At 56.3% G+C, this 24,918-nt stretch carries 19 protein-coding genes, 1 tRNA gene and 3 pseudogenes; 10 read left to right on the top strand and 13 right to left on the bottom strand.

Annotated features, from left to right (window positions below; genetic code table 11):
* Positions 1-106 precede the first annotated feature (106 nt).
* The 4 genes from C1J05_RS13880 to C1J05_RS13865 all read left to right on the top strand — a co-directional run bounded on the left by C1J05_RS13880 (position 107) and on the right by C1J05_RS13865 (position 4,883).
* Positions 107-1,345: an APC family permease gene (locus tag C1J05_RS13880; RefSeq protein WP_114870775.1), complete on the top strand. Its 1,239-nt coding sequence runs from the start codon at positions 107-109 to the stop codon at positions 1,343-1,345.
* A 336-nt stretch (positions 1,346-1,681) separates the two neighbouring features.
* Positions 1,682-2,296 carry a dimethylsulfonioproprionate lyase family protein gene (locus tag C1J05_RS13875; RefSeq protein WP_114870774.1) on the top strand — a complete coding sequence of 205 codons (615 nt, stop codon included), beginning with the start codon at positions 1,682-1,684 and terminating at the stop codon, positions 2,294-2,296.
* Positions 2,297-2,514: 218 nt separating this feature from the next.
* On the top strand, positions 2,515-3,675 hold the full coding sequence (locus tag C1J05_RS13870) for an adenylate/guanylate cyclase domain-containing protein (protein WP_114870773.1): 1,161 nt from the start codon (positions 2,515-2,517) through the stop codon (positions 3,673-3,675).
* Between the two features lie 287 nt (positions 3,676-3,962).
* Positions 3,963-4,883, top strand: a complete 921-nt coding sequence (locus C1J05_RS13865; protein WP_114870772.1) for a DMT family transporter — start codon at positions 3,963-3,965, stop codon at positions 4,881-4,883.
* 7 nt (positions 4,884-4,890) lie between these two features.
* Here the strand turns inward: C1J05_RS13865 and C1J05_RS21910 are convergent.
* Positions 4,891-5,234 (bottom strand): annotated as a pseudogene (locus C1J05_RS21910) (IS110 family transposase); the annotation flags it as partial.
* Between the two features lie 88 nt (positions 5,235-5,322).
* Between C1J05_RS21910 and C1J05_RS21905 the strand changes: the two are divergent.
* Positions 5,323-5,415: pseudogene (locus C1J05_RS21905) on the top strand (IS6 family transposase); the annotation flags it as partial.
* Positions 5,416-5,479: 64 nt separating this feature from the next.
* On the opposite strand, the gene C1J05_RS13850 reads toward C1J05_RS21905, so the two are convergent.
* From C1J05_RS13850 to C1J05_RS13820, 7 genes are read right to left on the bottom strand one after another with little or no spacing between them, the layout of a single operon-like run.
* Complete coding sequence (locus C1J05_RS13850) at positions 5,480-6,967, bottom strand: aldehyde dehydrogenase family protein (protein ID WP_114870771.1); 1,488 nt, start codon at positions 6,965-6,967, stop codon at positions 5,480-5,482.
* 25 nt (positions 6,968-6,992) lie between these two features.
* On the bottom strand, positions 6,993-7,847 hold the full coding sequence (locus C1J05_RS13845) for an ABC transporter permease (protein WP_114870770.1): 855 nt from the start codon (positions 7,845-7,847) through the stop codon (positions 6,993-6,995).
* Positions 7,844-8,707: an ABC transporter permease gene (locus C1J05_RS13840; RefSeq protein WP_114870769.1), complete on the bottom strand. Its 864-nt coding sequence runs from the start codon at positions 8,705-8,707 to the stop codon at positions 7,844-7,846. The genes C1J05_RS13845 and C1J05_RS13840 overlap by 4 nt, the downstream gene beginning before the upstream one ends.
* Complete coding sequence (locus C1J05_RS13835) at positions 8,704-9,774, bottom strand: ABC transporter ATP-binding protein (protein WP_114870768.1); 1,071 nt, start codon at positions 9,772-9,774, stop codon at positions 8,704-8,706. The genes C1J05_RS13840 and C1J05_RS13835 overlap by 4 nt, the downstream gene beginning before the upstream one ends.
* A gap of 50 nt (positions 9,775-9,824) precedes the next feature.
* Entirely contained in the window at positions 9,825-10,838 is a 1,014-nt protein-coding gene (locus C1J05_RS13830) for an ABC transporter substrate-binding protein (RefSeq protein WP_254684602.1), read from the bottom strand.
* Positions 10,839-10,873: 35 nt separating this feature from the next.
* The gene (locus tag C1J05_RS13825) at positions 10,874-12,280 is read right to left on the bottom strand and encodes a sigma 54-interacting transcriptional regulator (protein ID WP_114870766.1); all 1,407 of its coding nucleotides are present in this window, start codon (positions 12,278-12,280) and stop codon (positions 10,874-10,876) included.
* The gene (locus C1J05_RS13820; RefSeq protein WP_205388950.1) at positions 12,277-12,972 is read right to left on the bottom strand and encodes a PAS domain-containing protein; all 696 of its coding nucleotides are present in this window, start codon (positions 12,970-12,972) and stop codon (positions 12,277-12,279) included. Before C1J05_RS13820 ends, C1J05_RS13825 begins: the two co-directional genes overlap by 4 nt.
* A gap of 329 nt (positions 12,973-13,301) precedes the next feature.
* On the opposite strand from C1J05_RS13820, the pseudogene C1J05_RS21900 reads away from it, so the two are divergent.
* Positions 13,302-13,391: pseudogene (locus C1J05_RS21900) on the top strand (IS6 family transposase); the annotation flags it as partial.
* On the opposite strand, the gene C1J05_RS13810 reads toward C1J05_RS21900, so the two are convergent.
* Complete coding sequence (locus C1J05_RS13810; RefSeq protein WP_114870764.1) at positions 13,387-14,172, bottom strand: hypothetical protein; 786 nt, start codon at positions 14,170-14,172, stop codon at positions 13,387-13,389. The pseudogene C1J05_RS21900 and the gene C1J05_RS13810 overlap by 5 nt on opposite strands.
* Positions 14,169-14,492: a hypothetical protein gene (locus C1J05_RS13805; protein WP_162798073.1), complete on the bottom strand. Its 324-nt coding sequence runs from the start codon at positions 14,490-14,492 to the stop codon at positions 14,169-14,171. The genes C1J05_RS13810 and C1J05_RS13805 overlap by 4 nt, the downstream gene beginning before the upstream one ends.
* A 246-nt stretch (positions 14,493-14,738) precedes the next feature.
* Here C1J05_RS13805 and C1J05_RS22010 point away from each other — a divergent pair, with 246 nt between their 5' ends.
* The 3 genes from C1J05_RS22010 to C1J05_RS13795 all read left to right on the top strand — a co-directional run bounded on the left by C1J05_RS22010 (position 14,739) and on the right by C1J05_RS13795 (position 16,953).
* Entirely contained in the window at positions 14,739-14,864 is a 126-nt protein-coding gene (locus C1J05_RS22010) for a hypothetical protein (protein WP_302622774.1), read from the top strand.
* 19 nt (positions 14,865-14,883) lie between these two features.
* Positions 14,884-15,855: a glycosyltransferase family 2 protein gene (locus C1J05_RS13800; protein WP_114870762.1), complete on the top strand. Its 972-nt coding sequence runs from the start codon at positions 14,884-14,886 to the stop codon at positions 15,853-15,855.
* A 138-nt stretch (positions 15,856-15,993) separates the two neighbouring features.
* A complete protein-coding gene (locus tag C1J05_RS13795; RefSeq protein ID WP_114868636.1) occupies positions 15,994-16,953 on the top strand; it encodes an IS5 family transposase in 960 nt (319 codons plus the stop codon).
* Between the two features lie 480 nt (positions 16,954-17,433).
* On the opposite strand, the gene C1J05_RS13790 is transcribed toward C1J05_RS13795, so the two are convergent.
* The 3 genes from C1J05_RS13790 to C1J05_RS13780 all read right to left on the bottom strand — a co-directional run bounded on the left by C1J05_RS13790 (position 17,434) and on the right by C1J05_RS13780 (position 22,402).
* A tRNA-Gly gene (locus C1J05_RS13790) sits at positions 17,434-17,508 on the bottom strand.
* Between the two features lie 130 nt (positions 17,509-17,638).
* Complete coding sequence (locus tag C1J05_RS13785; protein ID WP_114870761.1) at positions 17,639-21,079, bottom strand: pyruvate carboxylase; 3,441 nt, start codon at positions 21,077-21,079, stop codon at positions 17,639-17,641.
* A 183-nt stretch (positions 21,080-21,262) separates the two neighbouring features.
* A complete protein-coding gene (locus C1J05_RS13780) occupies positions 21,263-22,402 on the bottom strand; it encodes an alpha-hydroxy acid oxidase (protein ID WP_114870760.1) in 1,140 nt (379 codons plus the stop codon).
* Between the two features lie 108 nt (positions 22,403-22,510).
* On the opposite strand from C1J05_RS13780, the gene C1J05_RS13775 reads away from it, so the two are divergent.
* A complete protein-coding gene (locus tag C1J05_RS13775; protein ID WP_114870759.1) occupies positions 22,511-24,910 on the top strand; it encodes an ATP-dependent helicase in 2,400 nt (799 codons plus the stop codon).
* The last annotated feature ends 8 nt before the right edge of the window (positions 24,911-24,918 follow it).

Raw genomic sequence — 24,918 nt, 5'->3', positions numbered from 1 at the left:
ATCTCGCTGCGCTGTGAATGTACAGCACAAACCCAGCCAAAACTGAACCTTCTATACCGTCGGGTGCCAATCAGTGCTACGATTCCAACCCAAGACAAGGTTGCAGATGTCGAAAACCGAACGAGACGCAGTCCAACTCAAACGATCGATCGGCCTGATGGGGCTTGTCCTGTATGGTCTTGGGGTTACGATCGGGGCTGGGATCTATGTTCTTGTGGGCGAGACGATCGTGCGGGCCGGACCATACGCCCCTGCTTCCTTTTTGCTCTCAGCCTTTGTCATGGGATTTACCGCTGCGTCATTCGCTGAATTATCAGGGCGTGTGCCGCAAGCAGCGGGGGAGGCAGTCTACGTCGAGAAATCGTTTGGTATTGCCTGGATGACCATTGCCGTTGGTCTTGCTGTACTGATAGAGGCGATGATTGCGGCTGCTGCCATCTCTGTCGGGTCAGCAGGCTATATCGCTGAACTCATCCCCTTACGCAGCGAAGTGTTGGTAGCTTTTGTCGTCCTGTCGATGGCAATGATCGCAGCTTGGGGTATTCGCGAGTCCATCGCGATCGCGGGAGCAATGACGCTTGTAGAGGTCGCCGGACTGCTTATCATTATCGTCCTCGGACTGGTCAACGACCCCGGCAGCATCGCCGAATTGCCGCGATCGCTGACTCCGCCTGTTGGGGACTGGCCAGCCGTGTCTGGTGTGCTGGCGGCCAGCATGCTTGCCTTCTTTGCCTTCATCGGGTTCGACGACGTCGTCAATCTTGTGGAAGAAGCTAAGAACCCCAAAAAAATCATGCCCTGGGCTATAGGAATTACATTGGCCGTGGTCACGTTGCTCTATGTTTTGGTATCCTTCGTGGCCGCGAAAAGCGTATCGGTCGAAGAAATGGCCAAAACATCTGCCCCGATCAGCCTGCTTTTTGAACGCCTTACCGGATTACCCCCGCTCACGATCACATTGATCGCGATCATTGCCACGATGAACGGTGTGGTCATTATCCTTATCATGGCTGCCCGCGTCACCTACGGGATGGCAAAGGCGAGAAGATTGCCCGCTTGGATCGGGACCGTGTCGCCGCGCACGCAAACACCGGTTCGCGCAACCGTGATCATTGCCGCGGTCGTTCTGGTTATGGCGATCTTCACGCCGCTGGACGTCCTGGCAGAAACATCTTCGGAGGTGCTTTTGACAGTCTTCGCGGTGATCAATCTGTCACTGGTCTGGTTCAAGATCAAAGGCGTGGCGGCACCCGAAGGTGCTTTTACGGTTCATATCGTATTTCCGATTGCGGGCGCAGTATTCTGCTTCGCCCTGGTGGTGGGCGCGTCACTTGCCGGGGGTTGACGGCTAACACCGGCTCACGTGGATCATGGACCGCTGAACAGACTGCCGATATTGTCCTTATTCGCCGCAGTCTGCACCGATGTCGGCTCGGCGGACAATGAGGACATTCGTCTGCATTGCAGATGTCTTGCAAGCGGACAACGATTTCTTTCTCCAAACTTTCTGTTTTCCGGGACACCCAGTTTAGCACATGACTTGCCAACCGCCAAATTCGACCGATCAGGCTGATTTTTTTGAATTGACCAAGCATGATTGCGACTTGAAGCGGTCGTAATCCTTGCAGAGATATGAACAAAAACTGACCAAGGCTAAACCGTCATTCGGAGTCCTTTGGCCATGGTGCAAAACAACATTTTCCAAAACATGCTGCAGGCAATCGCGGAAGTCTATGAGAGCGAACCCGATCCGCAAGGGCCTCATACGGCCAAAACTCTTTTGGTGACACCATCGCCTGTGGCCTTTGACCCTGTTCTGCCCTGCCGGTTTCATGCGGGCATTCGCGCGGTCTTGGCTGACAGCACCCACCCGACAGCACGCTCGGTTCTGACAGCACAGAAATTTCTGTCTTGGGGATCAAACCCCGTCGAAGGGAATACCGAAGAGAGTATTGCCGCGATGATAAGCGTGTTGACACTGATGGGGCCAGAGGGACCGATCCCCGCGCCAGATGTAAGGCTGGGCTTGGTCTATATGCGACCCGAATGCTATTACCCGCTGCACCTTCATGATGCTGACGAGACCTATGCCATTATTGCAGGACAGGCGCTGTGGACAGCCGGCGATGACACCCGGATGCGAGGGGCGGGCGACATGATCCATCATCCCAGCCTGATGCCGCATGCCTTTCGCACCGGATCTGAGGGTTTTCTCGCAATCTGGCGTTGGAGTGGAGACATAAATACCCATTCCTATGCCTTCATCGAGGATCACGAGACTGAGTTGATGGCCTGACGAGCGCTTGACCCAGTTGTTTTCAATACTGTTGTTAGCAGAGTTATCCCAAAAGCAGACGTCAAAGATGATAGTAATAAATGTCGGCTGTGCGGGACAAAACGCTCTTTCGCTGCAGTAGGGTCAACGGCCGCTTCCAGTGCTTTGTACATGTGCTGGCAAAATTGCTTTGTATCATTAACTATTGAAAGTGCGCGGTTTGAAGAGCTTTATGCATCATGAACTGCGATCAAAAAATCACTCAAATCATCACTTGGCTAATAGCCGGAGCGCCTCCACCCGGCACGTTCGAGAACTTCATTGGGATATTCTCGGAGAAACTATTTGCCGCGGGCGTTCCGATAGCTTCCATTGCGTTTTACAAATTTAATGTTCATCCAATATTGCCAGCCGAAGGCGTTATTTGGACCATAAAAAAGGGTGTGTGGCATGTCCCTGTTTCCAATGACATGGTCGAGAGCGAAGCATTCCATCATGGACCGCAGGCGACGACGATACGCATGCAACGTATGCTCCGTTTCAGATTTGATGACGAAGAGGACGACGGTGGCGATGCAACCCTGAAAGGATACCGCGATGCAGGTTACACCGATCTCATTTGCCTGCCTTTGTTTAATGTTGATGGATCTGTCTCCCGTTGCGTGTTTGTTGGGACGAAGACCGATAACGGGTTCGATGACGATGTAGTCGCGCAATTGCGCCGATTGCAGGCGCCCGTTGCTCGTGTGTGTGAGCACTTTGGCGACCGAAGCGATATGAGGGTCTCCCTGACCACCTATTTGGGACAGGACATCGGCCGCAAGGTTATGGACGGGAAAATCCAGCGCGGCGAAGGGGAAACCATTTCTGCGATCATATTGTTCGTGGACTTGGTGAGCTACACCGCAATGTCAAATTCGCGTTCGGGGACCGAAGTTCTAAAGGTGTTGAATGCATTTTATGAAATTATCGATGCTGCCGTGGTTGCTAACTACGGCGAAATTCTGAAATTCATTGGTGACGGCGCTTTGATTATTTTTCCAGTTGTCGATGATCTAACCGCTCTGGAAGCTGCTGCGCAAAATGCATTGAATGCTGTTGCGAGTTCAAGGACCGGAATTGAAAAACAGCGCAGTGAAACGCCAATAGAATTTCGCGCCTCGCTCCACATTGGAGAAATATTTTATGGCAATGTTGGTAGTCAAAACCGTCTTGATTTCACGGCAGTTGGCCCAGCCGTCAATCTAGCGTCACGTTTGCTAGATCATGCAGCTAAATTGAATGCAAAGACGGTCTGCTCCCATGAGTTTCACACAATCACTGGAGACGTGACTGATGCAGGCATAAAATGTGATCTAAAGGGGTTCGATAACGCCGTGCCGGTTTTCATCTTGGAGTAACCCCCGAAGACTGAAGGCTCCTGCTTTTATAAGCCGACATTCAGCCCTACCACATTGTCGGTCAAAATGGGCTCAAAGCGGAAGTTCACAGGTTTTTGGCGAGTGTCTGCTGTGTCGCGTCAAGCCGCCGTTAGCGACTGGAAATTCGAAACTTTGGTTCCGAATAGCTGCTTTTACCGGCACCAGACGTTCGCTGCACTCTGTATTAATGACCGCCTTGCAGGACAAAACTGCCGTTCATTTGTGATGGTGATGCCAACCACATCAGCGTGTGTTAGCTGTCAGAAATGGATAAGCCAAACTCAATCAAAGGAGCAGCTACCCCCTATGCCCTTGCGGTAGCTGGTGTTCTTTTTGCATCCATCTGCTTTGGCTTTGTCCCGTATTTTAGCCGCGGGTTGACCGATCAGGGTCTCGCTCCCTACGCGGTTGCATTCTATCGTTACATATTGGCAGCGATTATCCTGATACCGGCAATTCTGAAGTATCGCTCAAATTGGCGGGAAATCGTCTGGGGAATGGTGGCCGGAAGCGTGATGGGGCTTGGCTGGGTCGGTTATGTCACGGCTCTTGAGACAGTTCCTGCATCGACCGTTGGTGTTTTATATATGACGTATCCGGTGTTCACGATTGTGATCGCATGGGCGCTTTTTGGCGACCGACCGACACGGCGCAGCATCGTTGCAGCTGGATTGATAGTTGTTGCGGCGATCATTGCTGGTTCTCCGGCATCTGTGCCCCCAGACCAGATTCCAACGCTAATCGTGTCCTTGGCGGCACCTTTTGGATTTGGTTTTGGCATATGTGTTCTCGTTCATCGCCTGTCTCGCATTGCTCCTTTGGCCAGAATAGCGTCGGTCTCGCTTGGGTCGGTCATTGGCCTTGCCCCTCTCATTCTGACGTCTGAGGTTGGCGAAATCCTGCCAAAGGGCGGGAGTAACTGGTTTCTGATTGTTGGGATCGGCCTTGTGACCGCGCTTATTCCGCAACTGATTTACACTGTCTGTTCACCTATAATCGGTGCGACGCGCACGGCTGTCATTGGAAGTATTGAATTGCCGACGATGTTTGCCGTTGGCGTGCTGGCTTTTGGTGAAGTGATTACGGCTGCACAGGCGATTGCCTGCGCTTTGGTATTGGGGGCGATAGCCATGACGCAAAGCCGCTCGACGCGAACTGTCACGACCGTAATCAGTAAGGAGCCATAAAGGTAACCTCTTCCGATTTAGGCTCGACAAACCGCATCTCCGGGCGCTGCGCAGCAATGACAATTGCTTCAGCGTCAGCAGCATCGTTCTTATGGCGCTTTACAAATGGTTTCACATATTGCGGCGCAATCAGTTTTGTCTCATGGCCTAGGCGGACCATCTCACGCGATCAATAATATGCGCTGCCGCATGCTTCCATTACAACGACTGCGGGTGGGTGGTCTCCCATGAACCTCAAAAACTGCACGCGTGTCAGCTTCTTGCAGAACCTGACTTGCCCTGTCATCGATGCGCCGTGAACCTGAAAACGCTCTCCGCCAGATCGACGCCTATCATTGTATCCTTCGTCATGGTTGCCGTCCTTTCCTGCTTCAGTGGCTGTACTCCACCATCATGGCACATTGCGATGCCGTCGAGGGAGGGCGGCAACCACCCCATCTTCAATCAGGAACGCAGCCTTTCAACTCGAACGAATTTCAAACTCAACCGTGCCGCCGCTCTGGCTGAGTGGCGCGGTCTCTTCGTGAATTAATGGACAGTGTCGCTGTCCTTGCAGAGACGGGTTCGAATTGGTCTGACAGCGCCATTGCAACCGCTTACCAGCCGCCTTCTGCACGGCGGTCATAGCTTTCGCCGCCCAGATCAAAGACTAGAAGTTTCTTCTCGGTGAAGGTTTCCAGGAACCATTGGGACAACTCACGGCCCACACCGGATTGGCCTGCGCCACCGAAGGGCGCGAGCTGATCCCAGTAGTTTGAGGTTTCGTTGATATTCACCGATCCGTGCGGCAGCGCCTCGCCCACACGCCAAGCGGTTGCCAGATCTCTGGTCCACAGGGAGGCAATTAGTCCAAGCCCCGACAAATGCGCGATGTCGATAGCTTCCTGAGCGTCTTTAAATTTGTAGATCGGGGCCACGGGGCCAAAGGTCTCTTCGCGCATGATGTCCATGTCCAGCGTAACATCGGTCAGGATCGTAGCTGGATAATAAAACCCTTCTTCATTGCCGATCTGCTCGATCTTGGCACCCTTTGCACGTGCGTCTTCGACATGTGCCTTTACCCGTTTCAACGTGTCGGCGTTGCAAAGCGGCCCCATTTCGGTATCTTCCTTGCTCGGATCACCGATCTTTAACTGAGCTGCCCGAGCCCGGAATTTTTCAAGAAATTCGTCATAGACGTCTTCATGCACAAGCAGTCGCTCGGCCGAAGTGCAGACCTGACCGGTGTAATAAAAACACCCGTTCATGGCGCCTTCGACGGCTGCATCGATATCGGCATCGCCCATGATGATGAATGGTCCGTCGCCCCCCAGTTCCAGAAGATGCGGGCGCAGAGCGCATTTCTCGGCGATCTTGCGGCCAGTTGCGGTCGACCCTGTAAAGAAGACCCCATCTACGTCGGAGTGATCGACAAGTGCCGCACCAACGTCGCCTTTGCCCTGCACTATGTTGATCACACCGTCTGGCAGGCCCGCATCGCGGAAAACGTCGCCCATCATGGCACAGGAAACCGCAGCGTATTCCGACGGCTTCCAGATGACCGTGTTGCCCGCGGCCGCAATATGCGCCAGTGCAATCGACGAAATGTCAGTGGGGAAGTTATAGGGCGTGATCGCCGCAACGACACCCAGGGGCCGATGGCTCATCACCAGACGTTTGTTGCGAGTGCGTTCCTGGGTTGATGGAAAGCTCAGTCCGCGATGTCGCAAAATCTCCTCGGCAGATTTGGCCCAAGACGGGGCCGAGTATTCGAAGACTTCCTCGCGCGCATCGGTGATGGTCTTGCCGATTTCGGCGGTGATCATCTGGGCAATCGGTTCGGCCCTTTCAAGAAAAATCTGGTGAATCCGGCGCATAATCTGCGCGCGCTCTATCGTCGAAAGCGCGGCCCAGCCCGGCTGTGCCGCCCGCGCGGCGGCCACGGCTTTGTCAACATCGCCGACATCCGCGCGCCCAACCTGGTGCAGCACCGATCCGTCATGCGGATTGTGGACATCGAATGTTCCGCCGCTGCCGTCCTGCCAACTGCCGTTCACAAGCATGGCCTTCAACGTGTCTGTATTTTTACTAATGTGCTTATTCATTGTGGTATCCTCCTTTTTTCGCCGCCTAGCGGCTGTTTGTTTTGTCTCTTAGAAGCAGAACCGACGTGACGATCAGAAAGGCCGAGGCCAGTACGATCAGTGCCCCAACGGCATTGATTTCCGGCGTGATGCCCCGCCGCATGGTTGACCAGATGTACATCGGCAGAGTGTTGTCGCGCCCGGTCAGGAAAAATGTCACTGGAATTTCGTCAAAGCTGAGTGTGAAGCTGAGTAATCCCGCCCCGATGACGGCTGCGCGGATATTGGGCAAGGTGACAAACAAAAAGGTGTGCAAGGCACCCGCCCCCAGATCCAGAGAAGCTTCCTCGTAACTTTTGGGAAGACGCTGAAGTCGCGCAAACACCTGTGTCACAACCACCGCAAGAAGGGCCGTTGCGTGCCCGATGATCACGGTTTCAAGGCTGAGCGGCATGCCAAACAGCTTGAACATCGAAAGCATCGAAATACCGGTGATGATCCCCGGCAGCGCGATTGGCAGCAACACAAGCTTGCGGAATATAGCCTTGCCAGGGAAATTCAGCCTATCCAGTGCAATCGCTGCGGGAACCCCGATGAGTAGGGTCAGGACCGTGGCACAGGTGGCGACATAGAGCGAGTTCCAAAGTGCCTCCAACAGTTGTTCATTGGCGGCAAGCTTGCGATACCAGTCGAGCGTTAACCCAGTCATCGGCCAGCTTAGCGAGCGCGAAGAGTTGAAGCTGAACAGAACCAGTACCGCGATCGGCAGATAGAGGAACGCCAAGATGGCACCTATGACCGTCCGCCAGACGGTGTCTTCGAAAAACTGCGCAGACCGGAATTTCTGCTGTTTCGCCGAAGCGGCCAAGACACGTAGTGTAGATGATGTTGAAACTGTCATGCCAACCGCCCTTGGCCAAGCCGTTCGAACCGGTCAGATGCGGAGATGATCAGCAGAACAATGACCAGCATCACCAATGCAAGGGCAGAGCCCAGCGGCCAGTTCAGTGCCGCGCCGAATTGTGAGGCGATCACATTGGCAACCATCGTTCCGTCAGGTCCACCGACAAGGAAAGGCGCGATGAAATCACCGAATGACAGACAGAAGGTCATCGTGAAACCGGCGACGACGCCGGTCAGCGACAATGGAAACGTCACCTTGATAAAGGTCGACAATGCGTTTTCGCCAAGATCGCGGGACGCCTCGATGTATGACCCGGGTATCTTCTCCAGCGCTGCATAGATCGGCATGACCATGAACGGGATGAACACGTAGGTCAAAGTCAGGACCATGGCGGTCTGATTGTAAAGAAACACCGACGACGGTTCATTCAGGATGCCGGTGGACATCAAGAATGAATTCAGGATTCCCTGCGTTCCTAGAATGGTTTTCCAAGTATAGGCGCGCAGAAGATAGCTGACCCAAAGCGGTGCTACGACCGCCATATAAAGCGCGAGCCTCACCCCCGGTCGCTTGACCTTGAAGACAAGGAAATAGGCGTATGGATAGGCTAGAACCAACGAACAGACACTCACCAGACCGGCGATTTTCAGCGTCCGCAGCAGGACATTGAGGTATTGCGGATCGGTGATCAGCGTCTTGTAATTCCCTAGCTGGAAATCCGGCACGAATAACGGAAATTGTGCCCTCCAGAAGGAATAAACCAGAAGAATAGTGTAGGGTACGAACATGAAGACGACCGTCCACAAAAGCGGCGGGGACAGAACCAGCGCCGCGCGAAGTTTGTTGCCGCGCGTCATGCACTCGCCTCTTGTTCAAAACACATCAGTGATTCCGGCGCGACTTCGACAGTAACCTCGTCACCAGGTTTGGGCAGACCCTCGCGCCCGCCGTGTCCTTGCAGCATGTGCGAGACCAAGATGGATTGTTCGCCTGTGCCGATAACAAGACGGGCGGTGCTTCCGTGGTAGAGAACTTCACTTAGCAGTCCGGAAATTTGGTTGGGGCCCCTTTGGGAAGCGGTGACGATCCGCGCCTTTTCCGGACGGAACCCGAACTGGCCATCGGCGTGCTGCTTGAGCCGATCCGGCAGATCAAGCGTTTGCCCGTTCAGGGTGACCTGCCCATCGATGACTTTTGATGTGAAAAGGTTGGTCGACCCTACGAACTCGGCCACATAAGGCGAAGAAGGGCGATCATATAGATCATCAGGGCTGCCATCCTGAATCACGCGGCCAGCCCGCATGACCAGCACACGATCTGCCATGGCAAGGGCTTCGTCCTGATCGTGGGTGACCATGATAAAGGTCAGCCCGACTTTCCGGTGCAGATGCCGCAACTCGACCTGCATCGCCTCGCGCAGGTTTGCATCCAAAGCCGAAAGCGGCTCGTCCAGCAACAACACTTTAGGTTGCCTGACCAGCGCCCGCGCCAGCGCGACTCGCTGTCTCTGCCCACCCGAAAGCTGACTGGGCATTGCATCGACCTTGTCCGACAGGCCAACAAGATCTAGCGCTTCGAGCGCTTTTTCGACGATCTTGCTTCGCGGCCCTTTGGTGAATTTCAACCCATAACCGACATTTCGCCCAACGCTCATATGCGGGAACAGTGCGTAGTCCTGAAAGACCATGTTCACGTCCCGGCGGTTCGGGGGCAGGTGCGTAACATCCCGGCCATCCAGCCAAATTGTCCCCGAGGTCGGCTGCTCGAAACCACCTATCATCCGCAGTAAAGTTGACTTACCACAACCTGACGGCCCCAGCAGTGTAACAAACTCGCCTGTTTCGACGGACAATGAGGCATCGTCGACACCGACAACATCACCCCACCGTTTCGTCACTGATTGAATTTGTACGATTTCTGACATGCGTTTCACCCTGAAAAAGCCGGACCCGTTTCCGGGTCCGGCGCAAAGGATTATTGGCTTTTCACGGCGTTCCAGGCGTTGGTGTAGGTCTGAAGGCGATCACCTAGATTTTCCCACAGCAGCAAGCTGTTGAGGTATTCCGGATCGTCTTGGTGCAACGCCGAGAACTGCTCTTCGCTCATGCAGTTCTTCGCCGCGACCGGGTTGGTGACTGAATAGCCGTTCACATTGGCCACACCGCACTGACCTTGCTCGCTGATCGCCATGTTCAGGAATTGGTATGCACATTCCTCGTTCGGCGTACCAGACACGATCATGAAGCTGTCCATCCACCCTTCCGCGTTTTCTTCCGGGATGAATTCGACAACCTCGATCCCTTCATCCGCCAGGAGCGCGGATTGGTAACCGGCCCAGGTGTTCGATATCCAAACCTCACCGGATTTGTAGAGATCGACAAGTTCGCCAGCGGTCGACCAGTACTTGCGCACAAGCGGGCGCTGCTCGGCAAGCGAGTTTTGCGCGGCCGCGATCTGTTCGTCGCTCAGGTTGTAGATGTCCATGTCGCCATTGTGACGGGCCGCAACGTAAAGCGCGCTCTTGTCATCCCAAAGCGAAACGCGTCCTTCCAGTGCCGGATCCCACAACGCCGCCAGAGATGTCGGCGGGGTGTCGAACTTATCCGGACGATACATGAAAGCAATTGCTCCCCAAGCATATGGCACGCCAAAGACCTTGCCATCGGCATTGATGTTCTCACCTGAGCGAAACTGTTCGTAAAGTTCGTCCCAGCGATCAATCCGGCTTGTATCGACCGGATCAACGAAACCTGCGGCAATAAGCGGGGCGGTCGAGTCGCTCGACGGCGAAATCAGGTCGAAAACGCCCCCGCCGGCCGCAAGTTTGGGCGCGAAATCATCGTTCGAGCCGACATATGTGGCCGTGACTTTACAACCGGTTGCTTCTTCAAAGGGTTTGATGAAGCTGTCGTCTGCATACCCTTCCCACGTTAGCAGGCTCAATTCACCGGCAAAGGCTGGCGCTGATGTTGCCAGCGCAAGCGCCATGGCACTGATGCCCAGTGTCAGTTTTGATGTCTTTCTCATACTTTTTTCTCCCTGTCAGGTGATTGTTTTGATGAAGGTGCCTGTGTCGTAGGTGCGGTCTTGCGAACCACTGTTCCGATATCCACGCCAAGTGCCTTTGCGGCTTTTCGTTTCGATCCGTGAACCTGAATTGCCTTGTCGATCAGCGCCCGTTCGAAACGGCGCACCTCGCTGCGCAAATCCAGAGTTGCGGCCCCTGAGAGTTCCTGCATCGCGCTGTCATTCGGGATGCTCATCGGACTCAGCAAGTCGCCCATGATTTCATCTAGCCCGTCCGCATCGTCGATGAAGACGGCGATGCGCTGGACGATGTTGTGAAGCTCGCGAATATTGCCTGGAAAGCTGTAATCGCTCAGGATTTCGCGGATGCGCTGGGGAATGATCACCGGGGCATGACGGCGCTGGTTTATCGTTCTGGCGAACCGGTCGACTAGATGGTTTACCAGAGGCGCCAGATCACGCAGTGGCGGTACCTTCAGGTCGATGACCGCAAGACGGAAATAAAGATCCGACCGGAACTGGCCCTTTGCGACAAGTTCTTTCAAGTTCCGGTTGGTCGCGGCAATGATACGCGACTGCCGATGCCGCGAAGCGGGCTGATATTCATCCCGCCGTTTCCTGTCTTCCAGATACCCGATCAACCTGACCTGAACCGCTGGTGGCAATTCGGCGACCTCGTCCAAAAAAACGGTTCCCCCGTTCGTCTGGCCCAGAAAGCCTTGCGTTCGGTCGCCTGGGGTGCCGAATAGCATCTCGCTCAATTCCACCTCGCCGGCAGACGCGCAATTTACCAGGTAAAATGGATCGCGCGAGTCAGAGATCGAGTTGTGAAGGAACCGTGCTATTTCCGTTTTTCCGACCCCCGGTTCACCTGTTATCAGAACACGCGCGCCCTGTCGTGTGGCGCGCTCACCTCGATTAAGCAGGCGATTGATCTCGGGGCACAATTGGCGCTGCACTTGGAAATCCGGTCGGGTTCCTTCTGAGGACATAAACCGGGAAGCGCCTTCCTGTTTTGGATTGAATACCCGGTTCTGCCGGTAAGCGAAGGCCTCAATGTCACGCAGCACGATCCAGCGAATTTCGCTTGAACCTGAGGCATGGCGGGTTGTCGCCATCAGTGGCTGACCCTCTGCTGCACGCACGGCGAAATCGCCGCTGCGGCCGGCCAATACTGCTGCGCGCAGGGCGCTCCAGCCATCGTTGTCCTTAGTGATCGAGCCGAGATCACCCAGATCAGCGTTCCTGCCAAACCGGAGCATTCTAGAGGCTTCCTTGTTGGCCGATACGATTGCGCCATCTGGCGCCAGTGCAATCAGCCCGTCACCCAGCGTATCAAGGCTAAACGCTGCGGCCTGATTGGTTGCGGCCGAGGATGCGGAATTTTCAGGTTGCTCGATCATGAGTGATGTACTTCTGCATCGTTTGGTTGCAGGCAAACCACGGCGCCACCAGATTTGCGCGCGGCGATATTCCAGCCAACCAGATTTTCTACGATTGTCTCGTCCTGTCCCGTCGCGATAACGCGGCGCACTGTATCCATTACGTCCGAGCTTTGAGTGTTCTGCGAAAGCGCCCCTGCAAGGAGGTTTTCCATCGGTATGCCAAGAAGTTTGCAGGCGGCAGGATTTACTGCAATGACCTCGGCAACTTCATTGAATGCAATTGCACCGCACGGCAAATCCATCAGGATGTTGAGCGCTTCGCTCAGCTCTTCCTGAATGGTTTCTTCGCGCAGGCGATGCTTGCCTACATTGCGGACGATCCCGAAAATGCGCAGCAGCTTACCGCCTTCAATATGCGCTCGGACATCATTTTCCACATATATTTGTACGCCATCGTAACGGGTATCAAGCGCCGGGCCAGCGTCCATTTCGAAGCCGTTATCGATCAGATTGCGAACGAATGCTTCGTTCTGTTCGTTCCACGGAAAAATTTCCGACGTCGGGCGCGAATTGAAATCTTTCTTTGGCTCCAGAAGATACAGGCGCGCCATGGCCGGATTGGTAAACCGCCAGAACGGGTCATTTTCGAAAACCTGTCTGACGATTTCCCGCTCCGGAGCGGTCAAATCGACGGGTTCGGAAAACTCCATACACCAGCAGGCATCATTCGAAGCTGAAATGATACCAGCAAGAATTTCTACGTCTAGCGTCGACGTGTTCGTCAAGGGATATGTAGCGGGGATTCGTTGTGATGCGATCATGCATCAAAGCTGCATTTATGCATCGCCGACGTCAACTGAAATGATCTGACCTCGTGAATAAAGTCGGTAAAGCACTGAAAGTGCACCGATGAAAAAGGCCGTCAGGCCGGAAATAGGTCTTGTTAGAAGGGTTTGAGTTGAGGCGGGCAGGGCGTTTCCGTGGTACTGTTAGAGCAAAATCGCTTGAGACGAGCAGGGCGGTTTTGTAGCCTCGTCGGATGACAAAACCTGATCCATTTCGCTATTTCAAAACGAGCCGAGAGATAATCCGCCTGGCGGTAATGCTGTATGTCCGACCCACGCTCAGTACCGGTGGGTTGTGATCTCGTCGTAAAGGCCGTCCCAGTCGGCATCATCTCCAGACCTGCGCAGCAGGGGCTCTGGAGCCCATCTTCTACTGTGCATGATCGATGATAAAGTTCCGACGCACGCCGCCAATTGGGGTAGATCGGCAATATCTGCCGACGGTGCGTCAATGATGCCGTCCAGCTCTGCGCGCAGAACAGGCAGGAGGGGGAGGTCGGGGGCTACCTTGTAACGTGCCGTCGATCGCGGATCATCGCGAGGCTCTGTCAGGATGCCGCTGACCTCTCCGGCGTGGAAGCTGCATGGATACTGGTCCGTTGGTCGCCGGTTAATCTCGACCGTTCCGTACGGGTGATCGATGCCCTGATAGGCGAGCATTGGCCGGTAGCGGCGATGGCTGAAGAGATCGACCTTTTCCTCCGATGCTGCGGCAACTGCGTTGCGCGTCCCGTTGAGCCGCTCGGGCTGTGCAGGGCCAATGGCGAGCATAATGGAACGAAGAGACGACCACACATCCCAGTTGAAATTGGATAGGGCGCGCACGGCCTCGCGCTGCGAAGTCATATCCTCGTCGAGCAAATGTGTCACGACGAAGACGTTCCTGCTTTCGCGGCTGTCACCACCGATCATTCCGGTCTCGTTGTGCTGCACATTCCGCTGCAGAGCCTGCAGCTGCCCGCCTGCGGCGACCAACCGGTCGTATCGCCAAAGCCAGAAACTGCCCAGAATGGGTATTTGAGTGGGTGCAACCCAGAGGCTTTTTACCACTGTGACTTCATTCATCCGGTCAACTCCTCATGGCTGGCCTGCAGTCTGTCGGGCCAGTTGTCACGCATCCGGGCAATGTGCGATTTGGTCCAAATCCGGTCCGCAACGGCAACGCCCATGCTGACCGAGTTCAGCACGTCGTCGAACTGGCTGATGCGGCTGTCGGGTTCGTCCACCAGGATGCGCCCGGAGCGGCTTATCTTGGTGCGAAGGCCATGAGCCTCCCTGATCAACGTATCACCGTGCTTGAGACCCTTGGGGATCACCAGCCTTTCGGCTTGGGATGCAGCGTCGAGGGCCGATAGGTGGCCCAGCTTGGATGCGAATAGTGTCATTAACGCCTGATCGAAGCGGTCACTCCTGCCGTCCTCTGATCCGGTGGCGATAAAACCGATCAGAACATTACTCCGGAATGTCTCCCGCGCGCGCTCAACGATGGCCCTGCCGAGACCGTTTGATCCTCCCCCTTTGAAGTGGTCCGCCCCCATAGTTAGGAAACGGAGGATCAAAGATGGGAATCAAGCGACACAAGCCGGAAGAGATTGTCACGAAGCTGCGGCAGGTTGAGGTGCTGTGCGGTGATGAACGCCATCTATGTGGACGAGATCCGGGGCGAACTGTCGGCTTTGGGTGTAAATGCATACGTGATTGCAGTGGGCGCGGCATTAGACGCCGTTTTTCTCGGCCAAGCTGTATCGCGAGACTGATCATGCAAGGATCTTTCAAATGAATGAAAACACGTCCCTTTCAGAACCGATCGTTTCCCTCGGCTTGCCCGTCTTCAATGGTGAAAACTATCTTGCCCAAACGCTGGACTCTATCCTTGCCCAGTCCTTCAAAGATTTCGAATTGATCATTAGTGACAATGCGTCGACGGATGCGACCCAGAGCATCTGTGAAAATTATGCAAGGAAAGATGATCGCATCCGATACATACGCCAATCGAAAAACCTGGGAGCCGCCGCGAATTATGACTTCACCTTTCACGAGGCAACGGGTGAGCTTTTCAAGTGGTGCGCTCATGACGATATACTGGGGCATGATTTTCTTAGATATTGCGTCGCACATCTAAACGAGCATCCCGAAAATGTTGGTGCGCTTCCACAAGATGTCCGTAAAATTGACCCAACTGGAAAGACACTCAGCCACGTCACCATCGATTTTTTCAGCTCTGATGACGTTAGTGATGCTAAGCGCTTTGCATTATTTGTGCCAAGGAGTAGACAGATTCACTGCGCGCCATTCTTTGCGCTATTTCGCCGTAAAGCGCTCGCGTGCACCAATCTTCATGGGAATTATCTAAGCAGCGATCGGGTGCTGATCGCCGAAATGCTGCTGCATGGGGGCATCGCTCTTCTGAAAAGTTCGGACTTTTCGTTCCGAGTACATGATCAGCAGTATAGTCAGCGGATGTCCGCAGGACAGGACTTTTGCATAGATTGGATAGATCCCAAAAAATCGGGCAGACGCGTGATGAAGCATTGCCGATATGTAGTTGAATTTGCGCGGTCGGTTAACAGAGCAGGGCTACCACTTAGAGATCGCATGGTTTGCTATGGTGGCGTCGCAAGACTTTTTTGGTCCACGCGTCGGCCCATAGCAAAGGAGCTGCTATTTCCATTCTACCGAAATGGAAATAGAACTAAGCTTCACACGCATATTCGAAGCCTAGTGAGAGGCTTTAAACTCAGAATTTGATCCGATGGAAAGTCGGCCCACTGACGCTGAATTTCCATAGTTGCGATGTCAAAATTAGATGGTTAAGGAATCTCTGAAGAACTTCCCCATTTTGGCGTGATTTGGTATGGTTTCTGCGGATGAGAGAGGAGCCCGCCGATGCCCAAACAGCCTGCCATTCCCGGCCTTGGTGATGCGGTGAAGAAGAAGGTGACGCGCCGCGAGAAGTTCCTGTCGGAGATGGATGCGGTGGTGCCTTGGGGTCGTCTGTTGGCGCTGATCGAGCCGCACTATCCGAAGGTTGGGTCAAAGGGTGGTCGGCCACCGATGCCACTGGAGACGATGCTGCGAGTGTATTTCCTTCAGAGCTGGTACGCGCTGAGCGATCCGATGGCCGAAGAGAGCCTGTATGACAGCGAGGCCATGCGCCGGTTTGCCGGTATCGAGCTTGGCGATGACCGCATCCCCGACGAAACAACGATCCTGAACTTCCGGCACCTGCTGGAGAAGCATCAGCTGACCGAGAAGCTGTTTGCCGAGGTGAATGCCTATCTTGCCGACAAGGGCGTCACGCTGCGCTCTGGCACGTTGGTGGATGCGACGATCATCGATGCGCCGTCCTCGACCAAGAATGAAGCCAAGGCCCGCGATCCCGAGATGTCATCCACCAAGAAGGGTAATGACTGGTACTTCGGCATGAAGGCCCATGTTGGCGTCGATGCAGACAGCGGCATCGTCCACAGCCTGGAGACCACCACTGCCAAGACCCACGATAGCCAGGTCTGGGACGAACTGCTGCACGGCAACGAAACATCCGTCTGGGCGGACAAGGGCTACGTGCATTCCGAACGAGAGGCGGCCTTCACCAAGGATGCAGGCCGGTTCTGGGGCGTGATGCGCAAGGCACCCAAAGGTGGCGAACTGGATCCGCTCGACGTGCAGATCAACCGGATCATCGCAAAGGTCCGGGCCAAGGTTGAGCACCCGTTCCGGATCCTGAAGCGCCAGTTCGGCCACGTGAAGACGCGCTACCGTGGGCTGGCCAAGAACCGGGCGCATCTGTTCACGCTCTTCGCCCTCGGCAACCTGTTCATGACCCGGAGAAAGCTGGCAGCATGAGGCAGAGTCTGCCCAAAAACGCCGAAACCGCCACTCAGGCGGCCGAAACAGCGGGAAAATCGCTGGAAATGGGACGTCTGACGCCCCAAACTACCTTCAAGCCGGCACGGCGGCGAAGCCGAAGGCGTTGATCAGACGTTCCTTAAGTCTGCTGAAATGGGATCGGATCAGGGGACGAAACCCTATGGATGTCCCCGTTTGCTAAGTAGGGCTAAAGAACTCTCAACTGCAGCGAAGGACCGCTTCCCGCCCATGGATACGTGATGCCAATCGTAATCTTTTTTGGCAGAAAATTGCTCGTTTAGCAAAATCGGGCGTAGCTCAGGGGTAGAGCTATCGTGCCAAAGCCTTGCTTTGCGCACCTTGCCAAGCCAAACGTTCACAATCTCAACTGTGAACGCCAACGAAAAAAGTTGATTTCGCACAGCAATGCTGTGTAATTTCTACACAGCAAGTGCTTGTTTTGATTGATTTTCCCATTGGAGCGGGCGAGGCGATTCGAACGCCCGACCCTAACCTTGGCAAGGTTATGCTCTACCCCTGAGCTACGCCCGCTTCCTTGGGTGAGGTTCAGATACTCACCACTGACGTGTCCTGCAAGAGGAAAATCGGCCTGACCGGCGAAAAAAGTGCTGCCCGGCGGAAAACCGGACAGCAGGGCGGCGCAACTTTGGCCGCGCGCCCTTTATTCCAGTTCGACCAGCAAATCCTTGGCGTCGATCTGCCCACCGGGTTGCACATGCACCGCCTTGATCACCGCGTCGCGTTCGGCGTGGATACCGGTTTCCATTTTCATCGCTTCGATGGTCAACAAAAGATCGCCGGCCTTGACGGGCTGTCCGGCGGTTACACCCACTGTGGCCACGACACCGGGCATCGGCGCGCCGATGTGGTTCTGATTGCCGCTTTCCGCCTTGGGACGCTGGATTGTTGATGCTTTGACCAGACGGTCCGGGACACGAATGACCCGTGGTTGCCCGTTCAGTTCGAAAAACACCTTGGCCTCGCCGTCTTCGTTGGTTTCGCCGACCGCCTGCAGGCGAATTTCCAGCGTCTTTCCGGGATCGATTTCGGCGCTGATTTCCTCGCCCGGTTGCATGCCGTAGAAAAACGTCAGCGTCGGCAGGGTGCGCACGGGGCCATAGATGCGATGGCGGCCCATGTAATCCAGAAACACCTTTGGATACATCAGATAGCCGTTCAGGTCTTCGTCATCGACAGGTTTGCCCTCAAGCTCGGCAATGACCCTGGCGCGGACCTGTTCCAGATCGACCGGGGGCAGGTGGCGGCCGGGGCGTTCGGTGTTGGGGCTTTCCGATTTCAGCACTTTCTTCACGATGCTATCGGGAAAGCCGCCGGGGGGCTGGCCCAGATTGCCGCGCATCATGTCGATTACGCTGTCGGGAAAGGCCACGTCGATATCGGGGTCTTCCACCTGCGCGCGTGTCAGGTTCTGGCTGACCATCATCAACGCCATATCGCCCACAACCTTGGAGGACGGGGTGACTTTGACAATATCGCCGAACATCTGGTTCACGTCGGCATAGGTCTGCGCCACTTCGTGCCAGCGTTCTTCCAGACCCAGCGAACGCGCCTGCGCCTTGAGGTTGGTGAACTGACCGCCGGGCATTTCGTGCAGGTAAACTTCTGACGCAGGCGCCTGCAGGCCGGATTCAAAGGCCGCGTATTGTCCGCGCACGGCTTCCCAGTAATTGCTGATCTCGCGGATGGCACCGATATCCAGACCTGTATCGCGACCGGTATGTTTCATTGCCTCAACCACGGAGCCAAGTGTCGGCTGGCTGGTGTTGCCGCTAAGCGCATCCATCGCGGCGTCAACCGCATCCACTCCTGCTGCCGCAGCGGCCATCACCGTTGCAATTGCAGCGCCGGATGTATCGTGGGTGTGGAAATGGATCGGCAGGCCGACCTCTTCCTTCAGGGCGGTGATCAGTTTGCCTGCGGCGGCTGGCTTGAGCAGTCCGGCCATGTCCTTGAGGCCCAGAACATGAGCGCCCGCATCCCGCAATTCCTTGCCCATCGCGACGTAGTATTTCAGATCGTATTTGGCGCGGTCCGGATCCAGAATGTCACCGGTGTAACAAATCGCACCTTCGCACAGTTTGTTGTTGTCCAGAACCGCATCCATCGCGACACGCATGTTTTCAACCCAGTTCAGGCTGTCGAACACGCGGAACACATCAACGCCGGTTTGCGCGGCCTGACGCACGAATTCCTGCACCACGTTGTCGGGGTAGTTGGTATAGCCCACCCCGTTCGAGCCGCGCAGCAGCATCTGGGTCATCAGATTGGGCATGGCTGCGCGCAGATCGCGCAGGCGCTGCCAGGGGCATTCCTGCAGGAACCGATAGGACACATCAAAAGTCGCACCGCCCCAGCATTCCACACTGAACAGTTGCGGCAGGTGTGCCGCATAGGCGGGCGCCACCTTGATCATGTCAATTGATCGCATCCGCGTGGCCAGCAACGATTGGTGCCCGTCGCGCATCGTTGTGTCGGTGATCAGCAGTTGCGGCTGGGCTGCCATCCAGTCGGCGACCGCTTGCGGGCCTTCGCGTTCCAGCAAGGTGCGGGTGCCTTCAGCCGGTTCATTGCGCGGCTGAACAGGGCGGGGCAGCTTGAGGTCAGGTGCCGGCTTGGGGCGCCCTTTGGTTTCGGGGTGCCCGTTGACGGTGATGTCGGCAATATAGGTCAGCACCTTGGTGCCCCGGTCGCGGCGTTTGTGGAACACAAACAGATCGGGTGTCTCGTCAATGAATTTGGTGTGGTATTCGTTGTTCAGAAATGTCGGATGTTTCAGCAGGTTCTCGACAAATGCGATATTGGTGCTGACGCCGCGAATACGGAACTCGCGCAGTGCGCGGTCCATCCGCGCAATCGCCATGTCGGGCGTCGGTGCCTTGGCCGTGATCTTGGTCAGCAGACTGTCGTAGTAGCGCGTGATCACGCCGCCAGCATAGGCCGTGCCGCCATCCAGACGGATGCCCATGCCTGTTGCCTCGCGATAGGCCGTGATGCGCCCGTAATCGGGGATAAAGTTGTTTTGCGGGTCTTCGGTGGTGATCCGGGTTTGCAGGGCATGGCCCGTCAGTACCACGTCGTCCTGACTGGGTTTGCCGGTTGCTTCGGCAATTGTCTTGCCTTCGGAAATCAGGATTTGTGCCTGCACGATGTCGATGCCGGTGACCTCTTCGGTCACGGTGTGTTCAACCTGAACGCGCGGATTGACCTCGATGAAATAGAACTGGCCATCGTCCATATCCATTAGGAATTCGACAGTGCCGGCACATTCGTAGTTCACGTGTTTGCAGATCTTGTAGCCCAGTTCGCAAATCTCACGGCGCTGCAATTCGCTAAGGTAGGGGGCGGGCGCACGTTCGACGACTTTCTGGTTGCGGCGCTGGACGGAACAATCGCGTTCGAACAGGTGATACATGCCGCCATGTTTGTCGCCCAGTATCTGAACTTCGACATGGCGCGCCTTGAGGATCATTTTTTCAAGATACCCTTCGCCGTTGCCAAAGGCGGCTTCGGCCTCGCGCCGGCCTTCGCGCACCTTTTCCTCGACTTCGGCTTCGGAATGGATCGGGCGCATGCCACGTCCGCCGCCGCCCCAACTGGCTTTGAGCATCAGCGGATAGCCGACCGCGGCCGCCTCGGCCTTGATCGCGGCCATGTCATCGCCCAGAACCTCGGTTGCGGGAATGACCGGCACGCCAGCCTCGATCGCAACGCGCCGGGCGCTGGCCTTGTCGCCCAAGGCCCGCATGGTTTCAGCGCGCGGCCCGATGAACGTGATGCCCGCCGCATCGCAGGCATCGACGAAATCGGGGTTTTCGGACAGCAGGCCATAGCCGGGATGGATGGCATCCGCGCCGCTGGCCTTGGCCACGCGAATGATCTCGGGGATGCTCAGATAGGCCGCGACCGGCCCCAGCCCTTCGCCGATCCGGTACGCCTCGTCCGCCTTGAACCGGTGCAGGCCCAGCTTATCCTCTTCCGCGTAGACGGCGACCGTTTTCTTGCCCATCTCGTTGGCGGCGCGCATGATGCGGATGGCAATTTCGCCGCGGTTGGCGATCAGGATTTTGCGGAAATCGGTCATGGCGGCCTCTGGCTGGCGTGAAATCACGTTTTGTCTAGGAAGTTTCTGCAGGTGCGTAAACACGTAGTTCTGGGTAGATGTGGCATGATTGCGCTAGCAATGCTGCAATCAGATGCGACTTGCAGGCCCGCAAAAACGAAATGCCCCGTTTGCCAGGACATTTGACGCCTCCGGCGGCCGTATTCAGGGCAAAAAGAAAGGCTTGGGCAGGGTGTTCAGATCGCGCGCGCCGATCTGTCCCATATTGGCGGCCATATCCTTGGCCAGCATATCGACCAGATGCGCCGGCCCCGGGGCGCCAAGGGCGGCAAGGGCGAAATGAAAGGCACGCCCCAGCATCACGAAATCCGCACCAAGTGCGAGTGCGCGCAGGATATCCAGCCCGCCTTCGATGCCGCTGTCAAAAATGATCGGCAGGCCGGTTGCGGCCCGCAGGGCGGGCAGCGCTTCGATCGCGGCAGGCGCGGCATCGAACTGTCGCCCCGCGTGGTTTGATACCCAAAGCGCGTCGATGCCGGCGCTTTCCAGTTTCGGGGCGTCATCAGCGCTCAAGACGCCCTTGATCACGAACGGGCCGTCCCAGGCATCGCGCAGCCACTTGACATAATCCCAATCGGGCGCGGTGCGCAGCAGGTACCCGATATGGGCCGTGGGGGGCAGATTGCCGACATTGCCGGTGCTGTATTTGTCGAGCATGCGCATATGCGGCATGCCGCGCCGGGCCATGCCCATTGCCCAGGCAGGGCGCATCGCGACCTGTGCCAGAAGGCGGGGCGTCAGGCGGGGCGGCTGGGTCAGGCCCGAGCGCGTCTGGCGTTCGCGCCGGCTGGCCACGGGCACATCGACGGTCAGAACCAGTGTCTTGAAACCGGCCTCTCTGGCGCGGTTCAGCATGTCGGTGCGAATATCCTCGTCACGGGGGGGATACATCTGAAACCAGCCATGCGCACCCAGATGGGGCGCAAGGTCTTCGGGCATCTGGCTGGCCACGGTGGACAGGGTGTAGGGTATGCCTGCCTGCGCTGCGGCGCGGGCCAGATGGCCTTCGGCGTCCGGCCAGATCAGACCGGACATGCCGACCGGCGCAATCCCGAAGGGCAGGGGATGGGTTTCGCCCAGAAACGTTCTGGTCAGGTCAGGGGTGAATTCGCCATGCAGAATCGAGGGGTTGAACAACACCTTGTCCAGCGCGGTGCGATTGCGGGCCTTGGTGGCTTCCTGCCCGGTGCCGCTGTCAAGATATTCCCATACAAATCTGGGAACGCGCCGTTGTGCGCGCTGTTTCAGATCGAACAGTCCGGGATAGGTGCTGTGCAGGTTCATGCCGGTATGTGACTGAGTTCACATGGGTTTGTCGAGTCCGTCATTTAATGGGGAACATTGTGTGAACGTGTCTTTATCTTGGAGGCATCGCGCGCTAGATTGGCAGCCATGAGCAGTTTTGACGAAGCCGACGCCTTTGAGAGCGCATCCCTGTCCGCACGCGCGATGGCCGCGCGCCCGCAGCCTTATCTGGAGGGGCTGAACCCGGAACAACGTGCGGCCGTTCTGGCGCTTGAGGGTCCGGTGCTGATGCTGGCGGGGGCGGGCACCGGCAAGACCAAGGCCCTGACCGCACGGATTGTACATCTGCTGAACACCGGCACCGCCCGCCCGAACGAGATTCTGGCCGTGACCTTTACCAACAAGGCCGCGCGCGAAATGAAGAACCGCGTTTCGGGCATGCTGGGACAGACCGTCGAGGGCATGCCCTGGCTGGGAACGTTTCATGCGATCTGCGTGAAACTGCTGCGTCGGCATGCAGAACTTGCAGGCCTGAAAAGCAATTTCACCATACTGGACACCGACGACCAACTGCGCCTTGTTCGCCAGATACTAGACGCGGAGAAAGTTGATCGAAAAAAATGGACGGACCGTTGGTTTCTCCTTCACATCGAAAATTACAAAAACAGAGCGGAGTCGGCCGAAAGAGTTGGCGCGGGAAACGGAAAACGCGCCGATCGAATTCCCGGTGCCGCAGCGGATGGTACTGGGTTTCAACGTTCAGTAGGTGATGTGTATATCCAGTACCAGACCCGCCTGCGCGAGCTGAATGCTGTGGATTTCGGCGATCTGCTGCTGCATGTCGTCACGATATTCCAGACCCACGAAGACGTTTTGAAACAGTACCAGCGCTGGTTCCGCTATATTCTGGTGGACGAATATCAGGACACCAACGTGGCGCAGTATATGTGGCTGCGCCTGCTGGCGGCGGATCACAAGAACATCTGCTGCGTGGGGGATGACGATCAGTCGATCTATGGTTGGCGCGGGGCCGAGGTGGGCAATATCCTGCGGTTTGAAAAGGATTTTCCGGGCGCGCATGTGGTGCGGCTTGAGCAGAACTATCGCAGCACCCCGCATATTCTGGGTGCTGCATCGGGCGTGATTTCGGGCAACAAGGGCCGTCTGGTAAAAGAGCTTTGGACAGAGGCCGGAGAAGGCGAAAAAGTACGCCTGATCGGCCACTGGGATGGCGAGGAAGAGGCGCGCTGGATTGGTGACGAGGTCGAGGCGATGCAACGCGGCACGCGCGGCCATGCGCCGGTATCGCTGGATGATATGGCGATCCTTGTGCGGGCCAGCCACCAGATGCGCGCCTTTGAAGACCGGTTTCTGACCATCGGATTGCCCTATCGCGTGATCGGCGGGCCGCGGTTTTACGAGCGGATGGAAATCCGCGATGCGATGGCCTATTTCCGGGTTGTCACCAGCCCGGACGACGATCTTGCTTTCGAGCGGATTGTGAATACCCCCAAGCGCGGGCTTGGCGACAAGGCCCAGCAAATCATTCAGGTAACGGCGCGCGAGAATGGCGTGTCTCTGGTCGAGGGCGCGCGTCTGGCCGTTGACGCGGGGCAGATCAAGGGCAAGGGCGGTTCCGAGCTCGTCAAACTGATCGACGGGTTGGCGCGCTGGTCACGGATGGCGGACGCGCCGGACATCAGCCATATCGAACTGGCCGAGATTATTCTGGATGAAAGCGGCTATACCGGCCATTGGCAGAACGACAAGACACCCGAGGCTCCGGGGCGGCTGGAAAACCTCAAGGAACTGGTCAAGGCGCTGGAGCAGTTTGAAAACCTGCAAGGGTTTCTGGAACATGTCAGCCTGATCATGGACAATGAAAGCGAAGAGGGCGGTGCAAAAGTCAGCATCATGACCCTGCATGCCGCCAAGGGGCTGGAGTTTCCGGCCGTGTTCCTGCCGGGATGGGAGGATGGTCTGTTTCCCTCGCAACGGTCGATGGATGAAAGCGGTGTGAAGGGATTGGAGGAAGAGCGGCGGCTGGCCTATGTCGGGATAACCCGTGCAGAAGAGCTTTGTACCATTTCGTTTGCTGCCAACCGGCGGGTATACGGGCAATGGCAGTCTTCTATGCCGTCCCGCTTTATCGATGAATTGCCGCAAAAGCACGTTGAAGTGCTGACCCCGCCTGGATTGTACGGCGGCGGGTACGGGGCGGCGGGCATGGCGCAGGAACAGCCGGTACACTCCAGTCTGGCAGAAAACGCGGCGCAGGCGGATGGCTATAATTCACCCGGATGGCGGCGTTTGCAGGCGCGGGCATCACAGCGCCCGATGTCGCAGCCCAAGGAAACCCGCAACACGGTGATCGACCTTCAGGCGGTGTCCAGTTTTATGATCGGCGAACGGGTGTTCCACCAGAAATTCGGTTATGGCGCCATCATCGGGATCGAAGGCGACAAGCTTGAGGTCGCGTTTGAAAAGGCGGGCACGAAAAAGGTCGTTGCCAGCTTTGTGTCAGCTAGCGACGACATTCCGTTTTAAGGGGCGCC

The organism is Sulfitobacter sp. JL08 (assembly GCF_003352045.1).
In the GTDB taxonomy this organism is placed as follows: Bacteria; Pseudomonadota; Alphaproteobacteria; order Rhodobacterales; family Rhodobacteraceae; genus JL08.
This window is presented reverse-complemented; position numbering and strand designations above follow the sequence as displayed.

What these genes read in the sequence shown, in the direction of transcription:
- C1J05_RS13805 (WP_162798073.1), bottom strand. Translation starts at nt 14,492, where the DNA reads ATGACACTATTCGCATCCAAGCTGGGCCACCTATCGGCCCTCGACGCT.
- C1J05_RS13810 (WP_114870764.1), bottom strand. Translation starts at nt 14,172, where the DNA reads ATGAATGAAGTCACAGTGGTAAAAAGCCTCTGGGTTGCACCCACTCAA.
- C1J05_RS13870 (WP_114870773.1), top strand. Translation starts at nt 2,515, where the DNA reads ATGAACTGCGATCAAAAAATCACTCAAATCATCACTTGGCTAATAGCC.
- C1J05_RS13845 (WP_114870770.1), bottom strand. Translation starts at nt 7,847, where the DNA reads ATGACAGTTTCAACATCATCTACACTACGTGTCTTGGCCGCTTCGGCG.
- C1J05_RS13850 (WP_114870771.1), bottom strand. Translation starts at nt 6,967, where the DNA reads ATGAATAAGCACATTAGTAAAAATACAGACACGTTGAAGGCCATGCTT.
- C1J05_RS13825 (WP_114870766.1), bottom strand. Translation starts at nt 12,280, where the DNA reads ATGATCGAGCAACCTGAAAATTCCGCATCCTCGGCCGCAACCAATCAG.
- C1J05_RS13795 (WP_114868636.1), top strand. Translation starts at nt 15,994, where the DNA reads ATGCCCAAACAGCCTGCCATTCCCGGCCTTGGTGATGCGGTGAAGAAG.
- C1J05_RS13785 (WP_114870761.1), bottom strand. Translation starts at nt 21,079, where the DNA reads ATGACCGATTTCCGCAAAATCCTGATCGCCAACCGCGGCGAAATTGCC.
- C1J05_RS13820 (WP_205388950.1), bottom strand. Translation starts at nt 12,972, where the DNA reads ATGGAGTTTTCCGAACCCGTCGATTTGACCGCTCCGGAGCGGGAAATC.
- C1J05_RS13865 (WP_114870772.1), top strand. Translation starts at nt 3,963, where the DNA reads ATGGATAAGCCAAACTCAATCAAAGGAGCAGCTACCCCCTATGCCCTT.
- C1J05_RS13800 (WP_114870762.1), top strand. Translation starts at nt 14,884, where the DNA reads ATGAATGAAAACACGTCCCTTTCAGAACCGATCGTTTCCCTCGGCTTG.
- C1J05_RS13835 (WP_114870768.1), bottom strand. Translation starts at nt 9,774, where the DNA reads ATGTCAGAAATCGTACAAATTCAATCAGTGACGAAACGGTGGGGTGAT.
- C1J05_RS13775 (WP_114870759.1), top strand. Translation starts at nt 22,511, where the DNA reads ATGAGCAGTTTTGACGAAGCCGACGCCTTTGAGAGCGCATCCCTGTCC.
- C1J05_RS13875 (WP_114870774.1), top strand. Translation starts at nt 1,682, where the DNA reads ATGGTGCAAAACAACATTTTCCAAAACATGCTGCAGGCAATCGCGGAA.
- C1J05_RS13830 (WP_254684602.1), bottom strand. Translation starts at nt 10,838, where the DNA reads ATGGCGCTTGCGCTGGCAACATCAGCGCCAGCCTTTGCCGGTGAATTG.
- C1J05_RS22010 (WP_302622774.1), top strand. Translation starts at nt 14,739, where the DNA reads ATGAACGCCATCTATGTGGACGAGATCCGGGGCGAACTGTCGGCTTTG.
- C1J05_RS13880 (WP_114870775.1), top strand. Translation starts at nt 107, where the DNA reads ATGTCGAAAACCGAACGAGACGCAGTCCAACTCAAACGATCGATCGGC.
- C1J05_RS13780 (WP_114870760.1), bottom strand. Translation starts at nt 22,402, where the DNA reads ATGAACCTGCACAGCACCTATCCCGGACTGTTCGATCTGAAACAGCGC.
- C1J05_RS13840 (WP_114870769.1), bottom strand. Translation starts at nt 8,707, where the DNA reads ATGACGCGCGGCAACAAACTTCGCGCGGCGCTGGTTCTGTCCCCGCCG.